We start from the raw sequence: 14,197 nt of genomic DNA on the forward strand, positions 1-14,197 counted from the left end.
GAGCGGTTTGTGCAGGCGATGGGGGAGACGGTGTTGCCGTGGTCGAGTGAGCCGGTGGATCCCGCCGCCGAAGCCGCCGCCCGCGAAGTGGCCGAGGAACACCGCGAGCGTGAGGCCCGACTGAGGACAGCCGGGCAGCGCAAGCCGTGATCCGAGCCGGTGAGTCGAGGCGGGAGATCCGCCGGCGGGCGGTTGCCGCTGCCGTGGCGGTCGCTCGGCGGCATGGTGTCACGGTCACCGCACCCGAGGTTCTCAAGGACGTGAGCAACGTGGTGATTCATCTGCGGCCCGCTCCGTTCGTCGCGCGAGTCACCACCACCACCTTGTTGCGCCCGAACCTTCCCTCCTGGTTGCGACGCGAAGTCGCGGTTGTCCGTTACCTCACCGACCATGGCGGAGCCGTCGTGCCACCCAGCGACGAGCTGCCGCCCGGACCGCATCATCACGAGGGAATGTGGCTGACTTGCTGGCAATACATCGAACACGACCCGGAGTATGTTCCGGGTGTCGCGGAATTGACCGATTCACTCGCCGAGCTGCATCGCGTGCTGCGCGGCTATCCCGGTGACCTTCCGTATATGGGCGTCGTGCTGGATGAGATACCCACCATGATAGACACCCTCGAGCGCCTGGAAATCGTTCCGGCGCATCTCATTGTCGCGTTCCGGGCGGAGTTCCGGCGATTGGCGCCGATCTTGATGGCCGACCGCGAGACTGCCCAGCCATTGCACGGCGACGCGCATGCCGCCAATGTCCTCGCGACGGTGAACGGGCTGCTCTGGAACGACTTCGAGGACACCTGCGCCGGCCCGGCGAAATGGGATTATGCCACGGTGCTGCACCGTTACCAGCAGTGGAAACCGGTCCTGGGAGAGCTGCACCCATATTGCGCCGCGAGGTCATTGGAGGGCTGTGTCTGGACTCTGCTACTGGCACATCGCTTTCCCGATCAGCAACACATCGCCGACACATACCTCGACCGCTGGCGCCGGTCCATCACACAGGGTCCGTAACGCGAGGAGCGCCCCGACCCCATCGCACTCGCTGGCCGAATCAGGTGGGCAGTTAGCCTCTTTCGTGCTGTCCGACAGGGAGAGGGGATGACCGAAGACGGGCACAAGCTGGGCCTCGGTTCCAGCGCCGCAGTGACGGTGGCCACAGTTGACGCGCTGGCCGTGTTCTATCAACCGCACCTCGACCGTACCGATAGGTACCGGCTGGCCATGCTGGCGTCTCTCACGGTCGGCCCGAACGGTTCCGGTGGCGATATCGCCGCGTCCACCTGGGGTGGATGGGTCGCCTACTGCAGTCCGGACCGCAACCGCGTACGGGACCTTGCTCGGGGCAGATCGGTTGACCGCGGCGTTACGCGCCCCTTGGCCCGGTATCTCCGTGCAAACGATACCGTCGCCCGACCGTGTCGAAGTCTTGGCGGGATGGACCGGCGGCAACTCGTCACCGCACAGATAGCGGCGCTAGAAAGCCAGCGCCATCCACACCGGCGCATGACGCAAGAGGAGATCGCAGGCCTCGTTGATTCGCTCGGTGGTCTGGTGAGAGTGATTCGCAAAGCCGACCCGGCGGAAAAACTGGAACTCTACAGACAACTTGGTCTGAAACTCACCTACAACCACACCACACGGACAGTGGTGGCCGAAACCAGCCCACAACCGCCCGTGGGCGTAGTGGTTGTGTCCGGAGGGGGATACATGCGCTAACCACAGAGATCGATCTGCGGCAACGTTGAGATGGAAGCAATACGTCGCCCAGGCGTTCAACGATCTGACTTCACGATCCGACTTCTGGCGAGCACTTCAGGATGAGGTGTGGTGTCTGACCGACACCGCCCTCAGTGACTTGGCGGCCCGGCAGCGCTACGTTTCACTGGTCGCTCACAAGCCGGACGCGGACCGTCGCTTCGACGATCCTGACCGACCGAGGAGTACCCGGTGCCGCATACCCGCGGCTTTCGCGCGACCGCCCGCGTGCTCATGTCTCAGGAACGTGTCCGGCGGTGGCCGCAGGTTGTCGTGGCGTATCCGAGGCTCCGCGACCGGCCAGAAGCGGACCGCCGCCAGATCGGCTCCGTCGTTCTCAGCCGACTCGGGAAGGCCGGTCTCGGATAGATCAACACGGCGACAACGAGTATCGGATGGCCTACCGGCAGACGTGACTGCACCCAGCCGATGGGTGGGGTAGGAGCAAGATGCGGTGAGACGGCAGATCTCCGCTGGGAGCCCTCTTCGATACGCCAGCTCGGCGCTCCAGCGTTGACCGCGGTATCGACCAGACAGCGAAAATAGCTGGTCAGAAGACATATGTGAGCATCACGCGACACCTCCCGGCTATCGACGCCTCCGTACCTCGGCGTCAGCGGGGCTGCTTCGACTCTTGACGAACTGTTGGGTTTATACAACAATTTGATGTATGAGTCCCGTAAGACGTGGGAAAACTCTTCCCATCTACAACCGCATCGGGGTGTTACGTGCCGAGCGGAGAATGAGCCGGGCTCAGCTTGCCGAGGCGATCGAGGTGAATCCGCAGACGGTCGGGGCGCTGGAACGGGGTGATCACTATCCGAGCCTCGATCTGGCGCTGCGGATCTGTGATGTGTTCGGGCTGCCGGTCGAGGCGGTGTTTTCGCGGGAGGAATTCGCGCCGCTGTCCACGGCGGTCTACCGGAACGATGGAGGGGATATTCGATGACGCACCCGACTCTGCTGCAGCGCTACCAGGCTCGCCGGACACGCCGGTTCGAGTTCTACGCCGAGCGCTGGGCCTCCATGTTGCCGCGGTGGCGGACGCGTCGCCGCTGTCGGCTGCTGGTGGTGGTCCTCGCGACGATCTTCCTGGCCCTGGCGGTGGCCGCAGTGCTGATCGCGTGCGGTTGGGAGCGGGGGCCCCTGCTGTGGGCGCCGGTGTGTCTGATGTTCTTTCCGCTGTGGATATCGCTGCAGATCGTCTCGGGACGCCAAGCCGACGCGCCCGTCGGCGCCCTGGACGAATGGGAGATCGAGCAGCGCAATGCGGCTCGCTCGGTGGGGCTCACCCTCACCCAGGCGCTGGCGATGATTCCTGCGATCTGGCTGATCGTCGTGGGCGGGTTCACCGACCTCGACAATATTCAGGCGGCCTACGCGGGCGGGGTGATGCTGCTGACCGCGCTGCTCGTCGGCGGCTGCACCCCGACAATGATCCTGGCCTGGACTCGGCCCGACGCGGAACCGGAGGACGAGTGATGAAGCTGCTCGCCGGAGACCTGATGCTGCTGCTTCTCGACGAACGCACCGGGCACTCGATAGCCGACAGCACCCGTACCCCAAGGGTTCTCGCCGGAGCAGTGCTGCTGGACCTGATCGACGCCGGGGCAATCCGGCTGGCCGGGCCGGGCGACGAGGCGAAACCGGGCCGGATCATGCTGAGCGCGAACAAGAGTGCCGATCCGATACTGGGCGACACACTCGCCAGGATCGAGACGGCACGTCCGATGAAACCCCGAGCTGCGATTGAGAAACTGTCGAAGGGGTTGCAGCCGAGAGTCTTGCACCGGCTGACGGACGAGGGCCTGGTACGCGTCGAACACCACCGGGCACTGGGCATCTTTCCCCGCACCGCGTGGATGCCCCGGGGACACCGCAAGGCACTCCGGGACCGGCTGACACCGCCGTTCGCACACCCTGACGCCCCTATCGAGCCTCGCGCCGCCGCCTTGATCTCGCTGCTGTCGGCGGCCGACGCGGCGCCGAAGATCTTCCCCGACCGCGACCGTCGAGTGGTGACCCAGCGGGCCAAGGAGATCGCCGCAGGGGACTGGGCCGCGAAGGCGGCCAGGGACGCGGTGCGGGCGGTCGACGCGGCGCTCACCGCAGCCGTCGTGGTGAGTGCCGTAGCAACAGGCTCAGCGTAGGCAACACACTGGTCACTAACTGTAACCCTGAAGTCGGCTCGCTGACCAGGGACTTCGAGGACAACGCCTCTGGGGCTCAAGTCCTCCCAGACTCCGAACGGTCTGTGGCGCAGCAGCATCACTCTTTCGCGCAATTATGCAACGGCACTCGAGCGCGCCGGCCAGCGCGTCTCGTGAATCTGCTGCACACAGAACTCGAGACCGCCATCCCGAGCGCGTCGGCGATTTTCGGATCAAGCAGGGGCGCGGCTCGGCACGGGGACTCCGAGCGCCTGGGCCCACAGTTGGGTCAAAGTGCGGAGCGCGTCTTCTTCGTCGAATTCCACATCATGAATGAACCACATCTGCATGAAGTTCTCGACCATTCCGCCGAGTGCGGCAGCAGCAATCCGGGCGTTCAGGCCGGCATCGATTACGCCTGACTTCTGGAGTTTGGTGATTTCCGCCTCATTGCGACGTATAAAGAGGTCACGCATTTGGATCTTCAATTCTCGGAAGTGCAAATCACGTAGGGCCATTTCCTCGATGACTGCTAGCAGCCCTGCGTTTCTCTTGGCAGCGGCGAAATATTGACGGTTGGCCGCTTCGATCTTGGCCAGTGGGTCGTGGGGTGTATCACGGCGTATTCGCGATGCCGCGAACATTTCACCGGCCACGCCGATGAACAGTTCGTTCAGCACTGCTTCTTTGCTATCAAAATAGTGATAGAAGGTGCCGTATGACGTATTGGATCTCTCGGCGATGTCGGAAATTCGGGTTTCCCGGAATCCGCGCTCTTCGAAGAGGCTGCGTGACGCCTCGATCAGAGCGCTTCGGGTGCGTCTTCCGCGCGCAGTGTTGGGTGTCTCCTTCTGGACTGGCCGACGCTGTAAAATCTGCAGGTGCGAGGTGGTTTCGGCCCCTCTGGGTTTGCGGCGTTCATCGGACGTCATAGGCTCCTCCACGGTGCGTCACCAGTATTATATCGACCTCGTCCTGGACCTCATCTCAGTTCCTCATGCGCGCGCCAGATGGCCTGCCGATGCCTGGAGCGCACACTTCCTTGATGTTGCTCGGCAGTCGCAGACCATAGGAACGGGAGCGAAGCATCTCCGGAAAGGGACGAAAGTCGAATTCGGTGAAAAAGTATGTACCGGTGTAGGTTGTTCCGTCGTCGGTGGACACTGTGCACTGGCTTTCAGCGGCGTTGTAAGCCGCTGCGGTGACACGCTTCCCGAAACGGATCTGGCGGCGAACGTCGAACCGGTCGGCGACGAAGCTGATGTAGCGCTGAACTTCTTTCTGCCCCAGTTTGCGCTCGCTCAAATCCACGCTTGTTCCACCTCTAGGAACGGGAATCCATACGACCAGCTTTCGCTATCGGTCCGCGCACCTGGATAGCGATTCCAAGTACCGGGTCCCTCCGATATCGTCGCCGGCCTTGAAGCCGATGGCTGACAAATTCAGTTTGCGCAGCTCGATGGCAAGTGCACGCCGGCGAAGCCTGCGCCGATAACTACTGCGTTGGCGTGATTGCCCTCGAGTGGGGCGGAGCTGTAATGGTGGTGGACATCGAAGTCACTCCTCGTCGTTGCGGGTTGACGGTGGCGGCATTGGTGCACGGCCGGTCGGTCGCGTCAGTCGGCGAGTACACGGTGCGGTCGCAACCATGCAGTCGCCGCCGCGATGGCGTGCCGCCGGCGGAGTCGCCCGCCGTTGCTAGTCGAATGCTTGCGAAGCCTTGTGCCCGAAGCCGCCGGTATGCCGCGACAACATCTTCGATCTGTGCCGAGAAGGGTGCTTGGGCACGAGTCGGTACTGGGCCGAGAAGGCGCGCACCCCGGTCGCTTTTGCCAAGTACCCGGTCGGCTTGGGATGGCTGTCGACGCTGTCGCCGACGAACCCGCCTCCGTGGATGCACACTTCTGCGCGATCGGTCGGTGCTTCCACTGGGACACACCACAGCCCGCGAACGCCATCGACGTTCACCTCGCAGTAGGTGACATCTTCTGGTGCCTTCGACTGAACCGCGAGTTCTTAGACGATGGACCGCATGCCCGCAAGGCCCATCTCTGGGTTGGCGCCCAGTCGATCACTGTTCGACTGATAATGCGCACGCCGTGCGTCGGACTCGTTCTTGCCAGCTGGCGGCTCAACGTCGGGGATCGGCGGCGCGGCGGTTCACGCCGCGGTTCGTCGCTAAGGCGCCGGAGGAGGCAATTGAGTGATGCACTCTCCGACAACGCGCAAGGCCGAATTCGTCCGCCACGACCGAGTGCGGACGATCTGGAATCGGCCGCGATCCGGCAAGGGGCGCCCCTGGATCACAGGCTGTATCCAGATCCGCGTATCCGGCACGCTCGACCGCCGACCACATGCCGCTAGACCCCGCTCGGCAGACGCCACCCCCGCGGTTGCGCGCCAGACTCACAGCAGCCTCCCCATGCCTGAGCACGTATCCGCCCACTTCCGAGCCACACGCCTCCGCGTCGCGGCGATCACCGCGACCCGAGGAACCAGACATGCACCTGGTACTCAGCGTCTCCGGGATCATGTTCGAGTTCACCGCCTGCCGCAGCGCCGCGCACGTCTTCCTCTACGACCTCGACCGCCCCGCATCGCCGATTGGGCGACCCTGAGCGGCGAGGGCCGCACTGACCTGCCGCGACTCCCGGCCGAACAGCTATTCCTCGACAGCTGGCACATTTCCTGACGCTCTGTGGGTGATCAGCTACGACGTACAACCGCTGGACGGGTACTTCGCGCCGGTCACTGGCGTGGGTCGTCCGGTCGCGGCCTGTTGATGGTCGGTGGCATCGCGCTACTCGGCATGGTGACGGCGACGCCGGAGTCATCAATCATCCCAGTGGATAGCAGTCGAAGACTGAGGAAGTAGATCGGCGACCCGAGCGCCGGTAGCGGAATTAGCGCGCGAACGTTGCAATACACCGCTAACCGACTCACATTCACAGTGGACCGCCCCCGGGGTCACGTCAGAATCTCTCATAACACCATCACGGTGACTGTGCCGGCCACCAGAACGATCGTCGTGTAGCGGATGAAGATCGACTCCAGATCGATGCTGGTCAGCTGCGAGTTGCAGATCGCGGTGGCCGACGATTCGACTACACCTCTCCGACACCATGATGGGTTTGTCTACCAGGCGCCGGCGATGTCGGCAGTTGCCTGGATCATCAGATGCTCGAAAAGGCGGACCAAGAGTTGTTTGGCGGAGTTGCGATCTCGAACGTCACACAGCTGGACCGGAACCTGCGAACTGATATCGAGAGCGTTCCGGACCTCGTCCTCGTCATAGATTTCCCCCCCGTCGAAGCAGTTCACTCCGACTATGAACGGGATTTCCCGGGATTCGAAGAAGTCAACTGCCGCGAAGCTGTCTTGCATTCGGCGTGTGTCCACCAGCACTACTGCTCCCAGTGCTCCGACAGACAGTTCGCGCCACATGAACCAGAACCGATCCTGTCCCGGAGTGCCGAAGAGGTACAGCACTACCTCTGAACTGAGCGTGATTCTGCCGAAATCCAGGGCGACCGTAGTCGTCGACTTTCCTTCGACACCGGTCAAGTCGTCGACTTCGGAGCCGAGGTCGGTCAGGCGCTCTTCGGTGCGCAGTGGCGTGATTTCGCTGACCGTGCTGACCAAGGTGGTCTTGCCGACACCGAACCCGCCCGCGACGAGAAGTTTGACTGCCTGTACTTCGCGCAGATCCGACATGCCGAAGTCGTCAGATGTTGCGAACGCCATCGAGAACCGCCTGCAGTAGCCGTACGTCGGGCCGACCGACGGAGTGAGTGGGAGATCTGAATATCACGTGCCCCGAGGTGATCAGGTCACTGATGAGTACCTTGACCGCCGCCATCAACAGTCCCAGCTCGGCGGCGATTTCGGCGATCGACAATGGTCTGCCTTGACACATCCGCAGTATCCGCCCGTATTCCGGATCCAATCCGGCCGCATCCGTCTCCTGACGAACCGTGACAACCAGTGTGAGGATGTCGAGATCGTACAGGTCTCGCGCGGCTCTGCCGCGGGTGACAGCAAAAGGGCGGACCAGCGGACCGGGCTCGTCATCGATCCACTCGTCATCAGTCCATGAATCGTCTGGTGTCATGGAACGTCAACGCACCGGCGAATTATCTGCTATCGCCCTCGGAGTGGCGGACAGGCTGTCACCGACCTTGCCTACGATCGCATTCATCTCGTAAGCCACGAGCCCCAAATCGGCACGCTCGGTCGCCAGTAACGCCAGGCAGGCATTCTGTCCGGCTTCGGTCACCACCAGGTAGCCGTACTCGAGCTCGATCACCGTCTGTTGCACGAGACCCTTGCCGAACTGATCGCCGACACCACGCGCCAGACTGCCCAGCGCGGAAGCCATGGCCGCGAGATGTTCGGAGTCCTCGCGCGAAAAACCCTTCGATCGGGCGATGACCAGACCATCTGCCGACAGCACAACAGCGTTCTCCGCCCCGGGCAATCTGTCGAGTAGATCATCGAGCAACCAACTGAGTTGACGCCCCACCGACGCAAAACCTATATCTTCATTCATTTCCACATCAATCCATTTCCTATTCTCTACCGCGGCTCGAGTAACGCCCGTCACGGGATCCCCTCTGGAAAGCAGTCATCGAACTACGTGCTTGAGCCGGGCTGCGCCTGCGCGCTTCCTCCTGCGACGATTCCTCGGGTGCCGGTTTGTCTTCGGGGAGTCGCAGTTGAGGCGCGAGGTGGGTCAGGCGCTCTCTCCTGGGTAACGGCACTTTTGACCGACCCGGCGAGGGAATCAAATCCCCAACGGGTCGGTGGATATCCGCCCGGGAAGCAGTCCGAACGAGGGGTGAAGCGGGATCCGTGGATCGCTCCTCGAGTGGCCAGGTCGACCCGGTGCCAGCGGTGGTGCCCGCCATCCTCGGCACCGGATCGACTATTACCCGGGGCGTGAAAGCAGGTCGCCCTCGACTGTCGGCCGAGGGAGCAGCGTCGGCATCGGAGGTACCTTCACTGACGTTGACGAGCAGCCCATCCGGGACCAGCGCGATCGCTTTGACGCCGCCGTAGGCCGACTCCAGCAGGTTGACCGCTATGCCGTGTCGGTGAGCGAGCTGTCCGACGACGAACAGGCCCAGATTGCGGTGTCCCTCCAACGCCATCTGCTGGAAGCCCGACGGTTCACGCAGGATTTCGTTGAGGCGCTCTCGCTCTTCGAAGCGGATCCCGAGTCCTTGATCCTCGACTTCGACGACCATCCCCTTCCCGACGAGGTTGCCACGCACCGATACTGGCGAATCCGGAGGCGAGAACGACGCCGCGTTGTCGATGAGTTCGGCCAACAGGTGAATGAGGTCGGCCACCACGGCCCCGGCCACCTCGACTTCCGGCAAGCGGACCGCGCTCACTCGTGTGAAGTCCCTGGTTTCGGAGATAGCGGCGCGAACGACTTCGACTATGGGGACGGGATTGCGCCACCGCCGACCGGGTTGACCATTTCCCAGGATCAGGAGATTCTCGGCGTTGCGCCGTGCGCGGGTCGTCAGATGATCGAGTTGGAACAGCAACTCGAGATGCTCGGGGTCGTCCTGCTTGGCTTCGGCGGCATCGAGCACCTTCAGTTGTTGGTGGACGATGACCTGGCTGCGGCGCGCGATGTCCAGGAAGACCCGCTTGATCCCGGCTCGGGCACGCGCCTCGCCGGCCGCAGCCGTGACGGCGGCCCGCTGGGCGGTATTGAAAGCGTGCGCAACCTGACCGATCTCGTCCACACCGTCATCGACCAGTATCAATTCCGCGTCGAGGTCGACCGCTTGCCCGTCGTGCAATCGCTGCACTATCGAGGGCAATGTCTGTTCTGCCAACTCCAGAGTCTTGGTGCGCAAGGAGCGTAAGCGCCGGACCATCCTGCCGGCGAGCCCCGCAGCAACGCCAAAGGTTGCCACAGCCACGAGGAGTACGCCGATTCCGGCAGCGACACTGTGCTCGAGCAGAGCATCGGCGGACTCTTTTGCGATACGTTCGGCGTATCGGAAGTGTTCTCTTTCCAACGCCCGTAGTTCCGCACCCACCGCGTTCTGGTCCCGTAGCCATTCGTCCAATTCGGACGGGAGTTTCCCGGTCAGAGCCAAGGATTCCTCGGCAGCTGTCATCGCCCGCCATTCGTTGCCCGCGACGAGCCTGTCGTATCGTGCCTTCTCTCCGCTTGTAAGCTGGTCCGCAACCACTTCCAGCCGATTGTGGAAGGCTCCGATCATGCGTACATAAATCTGGCGATCGGCCAGGGTGAGCGAACCTCTGTTCGCCAGAGAATCCCACGCGCGACCGACAGCGCGGGCATGCAGATCAGCCGCCCGTATCAGTTCAGAGGTGACGATCTCGTCTGCGGAGGCCGCCGATTCCGGCGACGTTCTGGCTGAACCCTCGAGACCGAGGTTGATGAAACTTGCGAGCCGGGTATAGAAGTCATCCACATCCGCGGCAGTGGCCTGTCCTGTATCGACCGAGTGTCGAATCTGCGGCATCTGTGCGGTGAGCGTAAAGAAAACCGGTCCGGATCTGGCCGTGGCCGCGGGATTCAGTTCCACTATCTCGCGGCCTATCGCGATGATTTTCTGCGTGACGATATCGGTCTTATGCCGTACGTCCGGAAGATCGGCTGTCGCCTGGGCGTCTCCGCCGAGGGCGCGGAAACTGTATGTTCGCTCTGATCGCAACGCGTCGACCATATCGAGCGAGGGGTCGATCTGCAGACTCAGACCCTCGGACCATTCCCGCGCTGTGAGGCTTTCGTCCAACTGGAGGGCGACGAATGTAGTTCCGATGCCCACGAGCGCCAAGCCGGGTATGAGTGCGATCGCCAGCACCCGCGTGCGAATCGACTTCGAAGAACGCATGATCTGGCGTATACCCGACCACCGGGACACCGCCTCTGACTTCTGTGTCACTGCAATTCTCGGATCCGCGACAGGGCAGGATCGCGCCCTTCGCTGTCTGGTCGGACTTGTGGGTCTCCGGCGATGTCAACTGTGATCAGGCTCCCGCCACCGGTGCGGAGAGTAGTTGATAACGGGGAAGAGCTGATCAGGTCGGTGCCGAGCCTCGTGAGTGCCTCGGCGGTCACCAACTGGCGGGTAACCTTGGGTGCTGTTGCTTGCAACATTGCGTCTCTGTTCGATGGGCGCGGCGGGTCGACGACCGCGATCCGAGATTTCAGTGGACAATCGACCGCTCGTGGTCTGCGCCTCCGGTCTCGGACATAGAGCGGGGACGCTTTGCCGGGCCGCGGAGAGGATGCCCCTGGCGGTCGGCGGCGATCCCTTCAGTTCGTGGTGTTCGCGGAATTCCGCGAGCGCAGGTCCCTGGCCTCGGGCATGTGGGGACTGTGGGTCACCATCTCTTCCATATATCCGTTTCGGGGTTGCTCCTGTGTGCGTACTGGCCGGGTCACGCTGTGCGCAAGAGTCATATGCGCTGTCTTTTTCGTCGGACGTCAATGCAAATCTGCTGCCGTGCAGCGTTGGTCGGGCCCTGCTCGCCACTAAGTCACTGTTGTATCCGATAAACGATCAACCCTGTCGGCGAGACGAAGCGGTATAAATGAGTTCACTACATCCTTTGGCGTGCGTGCGCCGCTGCGCCGCTGCCGAAACCACTCCTCAGAGGTCACCCCAGCCGCAAGGTCGAGCACAGCTTACGTACAAGTCGGAGTGGATCGTGCCGCTCGCCAGCTCTCGCTCGATCATCACTGCGCACGCGTGGTAGCCGCATCTCGGACATTTTTTGAAGAAATTCAGAACCTCGCGTACCGACATTCGTACAGTGCGACTGTGGGTGCTGCCGATTCCTCTCCTCGGCCGCTTGGTTCGCAATCCGCCGTATTCCGTACGTGGTGCACCGGACATCTTGTTTCCTTTCTTCGGCCGCCGCCCCCTTTTCTGGTCCAGGTCGAGCCTCAGCGCGTCGCGCACAGTTCGACTTCCACCATCGAGGGGGTCGGCAGCTGATGCCGCGGCGGATGTTCGCACCATTCACCGCAGGCCGAGTCTGTGTACTCCGGAGCGTGTCCGGCCACTTGCGCGAGTTCCGGACACGCCCGCTGCGGCGTCTACGATGCCGACTGCCGGTTGGTGCGCTCGGTGAGCTGCTCGACGTACGACAGGACCTGGTACGCGTCGAGATGGTCGCGCAACGACTGGATTTCGCTGTCCTCGAACGTGATGCTGAAGCGTCGATGTGGTCGGAGTGCGCGTGAATCCTGTCAGCATCTCCTCGGCCTTCGCCTTACTGTATTTCCCCCGTACTCGACTCGATACGGCCGATTCGTCACAGTCCACGTGCCATCAGCCATCAGCCATCAGCCATCAGGTCGAAGGAGTCGGACCAGCGGCGTTCGTCGATGAACGAGATTCCTTCGAGGGCGATTTCGCAGTTCTCCTGCGGCGACATCTCAAGCTCCTCAGCTTCACGTTCGGCCGCGGCGTCACTCGTGGGGCGCGGCGGAATCCGGCCAATCCACACCTCGATCCCGAAGGCGCTCTCACCGACCCGGCGGCCGCTTCGAGCGAGCCGCTGCAACGTGACTGTAGGCACAGTTGACTGTCGAGTCAAGATCTTTGCGCCTTCGGCCTGGCTGCGAATGCGAACGAGATGCCGGACACTATTGATCTGGATGAGCGGAACGATCAAACATCGCTATCCAGCAGTGCAGTTGGCGCTTTGGCCAACCGGACGGTTTCGTTGAACCGGCTAGCTGCTTCGCGCTCAAGTCAGTTGACTTGATGGTCGATTTTCATCGCGGATCCGACTGAGGCATCAACGAGAGGGTCTTGGAGGCGGTGCTGACTGTCGCCGACCCTATTGACCCGAACGATTAGATGCAGTGAAACGGGCGGAAAGAGTGGGGAGGTACGGGATGGACGTGAGTAGTGACCCCGCACGCGTGGGCACTGGCGACGCAGACGGTGTCGGTCACGATGCCCCCCACGGGGGCGAGCAGGGGTTTGCTCTGGGTATACAGATGTGGACGATCGTTGCAGCGTCGCGCGGCCGGGCACCTTCATCGGGTCCCCTGGGCCTGGAATCCGGCCTGCCAGATTCGCTGGGACGATGTTGTGCAGGAGTACGCCGACAAACGGACCACTCGCGACCGCCTCGCCCACCCGGGTAGTGAACCGTTGGACCTCGATGAGGGTGCGTCAGCACCACGATCCAGCACCTGGCTTTCCTGGCTACTCCGATGGCGCGATATGCCGCAGTGGCACCGAACCACCTGACTGATCAGTCGACAGCTGCACCGGCCAACGACGCATCCCCGATGCGCGGCGGGACTTTCAGGCCGATCGCTTGGGCCCAGAGCACGTTGAGCGTCCGGATGGCCTCTTCGTGGTCGAAGGTGACGCCGTGCACGAACCACATCTGTGTGAAGTGCTCGACCATGCCGCCCAGGGCCGCGGACGCTATCGCAGCGTCGAGGTCCTGATCGATGACACCTTGTTCCTGAAGCCTGCGAATGCCGGCCTCGTTCCTGCGCAGGAAGAGATCGCGCAGCCGGAGCTTCAATTGTCGGACGTGGTCATCTCGCAGCGCTGTCTCGTCGATCACTGCGATCAGCCAGGCGTTGCGCGCCGCCGCGGCGAAGTACTGCCGATTCGCCGCCTCGATCCTGGCGACGGGATCGTCGGGTACGTCCGGGCTCATCCGCGAGGCGGTGAAGATCTCCCCGGCCACCTCGGTGAAGAGCGCTTGGAGCACCGCTTCCTTGGTGTCGAAGTAGTGGTAGAAGGTGCCGTAGGAGGTCTGGGACCGCTCCGCGATGTCCGAGATGCGTGTGTCACGGAAACCGCGCTCCTCGAAGAGTTCACGTGCCGCCGCGACCAGCGCGTCACGGGTGCGACGCCCCCGGCGAGTACGAGGCATCTCCGGAACCGATTTGCGCGTCGGGTTCACCACGGGCGCGGAGGCGTTGGTGTCGCCGTTGTTTCGTGCCATCGTCGTCAAGTCCTGCAGCGGTCGGGTACTGATCCGGATCGGGCTCAGTAGGCTTCCTCATGGTACCGACGGCGAATCGGCGCCAGCCGACTCCCTCACAGCGATCTTCCTAATCTTCCCGATGGCGTCAGCGGCAGCGAATCGACCTCGACGATCCGCGCCGGAATCTTGTACTTGGCCACTTGAGATCGGCAGAGCTGGAGTAACGCGTCTGCATCGATGCTGTGCCCGGGCGCCGCCACGACGTAGGCGTAGCCGACTTAGCCGCGCAGACGATCGGGGATACCGATCACGGCGCTCATCGCCACCGAC

The 14,197-nt window shown here is 62.8% G+C and carries 15 protein-coding genes; 5 read left to right on the forward strand and 10 right to left on the reverse strand.

The genetic code is table 11. The annotated features are described in order from the left end of the window. Window positions 1-260 precede the first annotated feature (260 nt). From ABZ420_RS21365 to ABZ420_RS21385, 5 genes are all read left to right on the forward strand, one after another. Window positions 261-1,013, forward strand: a complete 753-nt coding sequence (locus ABZ420_RS21365) for a phosphotransferase (RefSeq protein ID WP_357125348.1) — start codon at window positions 261-263, stop codon at window positions 1,011-1,013. An 87-nt stretch (window positions 1,014-1,100) separates the two neighbouring features. Continuing rightward, window positions 1,101-1,718 (forward strand): hypothetical protein, encoded by a 618-nt coding sequence (locus ABZ420_RS21370; protein WP_357125351.1) that lies wholly within the window; start codon window positions 1,101-1,103, stop codon window positions 1,716-1,718. Between the two features lie 709 nt (window positions 1,719-2,427). Beyond that, window positions 2,428-2,706, forward strand: coding sequence for a helix-turn-helix transcriptional regulator (locus tag ABZ420_RS21375; protein ID WP_357125354.1), 279 nt, complete (start codon window positions 2,428-2,430; stop codon window positions 2,704-2,706). Beyond that, on the forward strand, window positions 2,703-3,239 hold the full coding sequence (locus ABZ420_RS21380; RefSeq protein WP_357125357.1) for a hypothetical protein: 537 nt from the start codon (window positions 2,703-2,705) through the stop codon (window positions 3,237-3,239). The genes ABZ420_RS21375 and ABZ420_RS21380 overlap by 4 nt, the downstream gene beginning before the upstream one ends. Next, the gene (locus tag ABZ420_RS21385) at window positions 3,239-3,907 is read left to right on the forward strand and encodes a GPP34 family phosphoprotein (RefSeq protein WP_357125360.1); all 669 of its coding nucleotides are present in this window, start codon (window positions 3,239-3,241) and stop codon (window positions 3,905-3,907) included. The genes ABZ420_RS21380 and ABZ420_RS21385 overlap by 1 nt, the downstream gene beginning before the upstream one ends. Before the next feature lie 233 nt (window positions 3,908-4,140). Here ABZ420_RS21385 and ABZ420_RS21390 read toward each other — a convergent pair whose 3' ends face one another. The 10 genes from ABZ420_RS21390 to ABZ420_RS21435 all read right to left on the reverse strand — a co-directional run bounded on the left by ABZ420_RS21390 (window position 4,141) and on the right by ABZ420_RS21435 (window position 14,127). Further along, on the reverse strand, window positions 4,141-4,839 hold the full coding sequence (locus ABZ420_RS21390) for a TetR/AcrR family transcriptional regulator (RefSeq protein ID WP_357125362.1): 699 nt from the start codon (window positions 4,837-4,839) through the stop codon (window positions 4,141-4,143). 55 nt (window positions 4,840-4,894) lie between these two features. Beyond that, window positions 4,895-5,218, reverse strand: a complete 324-nt coding sequence (locus ABZ420_RS21395) for a hypothetical protein (RefSeq protein ID WP_357125365.1) — start codon at window positions 5,216-5,218, stop codon at window positions 4,895-4,897. Between the two features lie 387 nt (window positions 5,219-5,605). Continuing rightward, window positions 5,606-5,875, reverse strand: coding sequence for an alpha/beta hydrolase fold domain-containing protein (locus ABZ420_RS21400; RefSeq protein ID WP_357125368.1), 270 nt, complete (start codon window positions 5,873-5,875; stop codon window positions 5,606-5,608). Window positions 5,876-7,042: 1,167 nt separating this feature from the next. After that, the gene (locus ABZ420_RS21405) at window positions 7,043-7,651 is read right to left on the reverse strand and encodes an ATP/GTP-binding protein (RefSeq protein WP_357125371.1); all 609 of its coding nucleotides are present in this window, start codon (window positions 7,649-7,651) and stop codon (window positions 7,043-7,045) included. Beyond that, window positions 7,632-8,018 carry a DUF742 domain-containing protein gene (locus ABZ420_RS21410; RefSeq protein WP_357125374.1) on the reverse strand — a complete coding sequence of 129 codons (387 nt, stop codon included), beginning with the start codon at window positions 8,016-8,018 and terminating at the stop codon, window positions 7,632-7,634. Before ABZ420_RS21410 ends, ABZ420_RS21405 begins: the two co-directional genes overlap by 20 nt. Window positions 8,019-8,024: 6 nt before the next feature. Beyond that, on the reverse strand, window positions 8,025-8,456 hold the full coding sequence (locus ABZ420_RS21415) for a roadblock/LC7 domain-containing protein (protein ID WP_357125680.1): 432 nt from the start codon (window positions 8,454-8,456) through the stop codon (window positions 8,025-8,027). 19 nt (window positions 8,457-8,475) lie between these two features. Continuing rightward, on the reverse strand, window positions 8,476-10,791 hold the full coding sequence (locus ABZ420_RS21420) for an ATP-binding protein (protein WP_357125378.1): 2,316 nt from the start codon (window positions 10,789-10,791) through the stop codon (window positions 8,476-8,478). Between the two features lie 1,453 nt (window positions 10,792-12,244). Continuing rightward, window positions 12,245-12,583, reverse strand: coding sequence for a hypothetical protein (locus ABZ420_RS21425; protein WP_357125381.1), 339 nt, complete (start codon window positions 12,581-12,583; stop codon window positions 12,245-12,247). 591 nt (window positions 12,584-13,174) lie between these two features. After that, the gene (locus ABZ420_RS21430) at window positions 13,175-13,885 is read right to left on the reverse strand and encodes a helix-turn-helix domain-containing protein (RefSeq protein ID WP_357125384.1); all 711 of its coding nucleotides are present in this window, start codon (window positions 13,883-13,885) and stop codon (window positions 13,175-13,177) included. A 95-nt stretch (window positions 13,886-13,980) separates the two neighbouring features. Beyond that, on the reverse strand, window positions 13,981-14,127 hold the full coding sequence (locus ABZ420_RS21435; RefSeq protein WP_357125387.1) for a hypothetical protein: 147 nt from the start codon (window positions 14,125-14,127) through the stop codon (window positions 13,981-13,983). Window positions 14,128-14,197: the final 70 nt, after the last annotated feature.

The organism is Nocardia sp. NPDC005745 (assembly GCF_040630775.1).
Lineage (GTDB): Bacteria > Actinomycetota > Actinomycetes > Mycobacteriales > Mycobacteriaceae > Nocardia.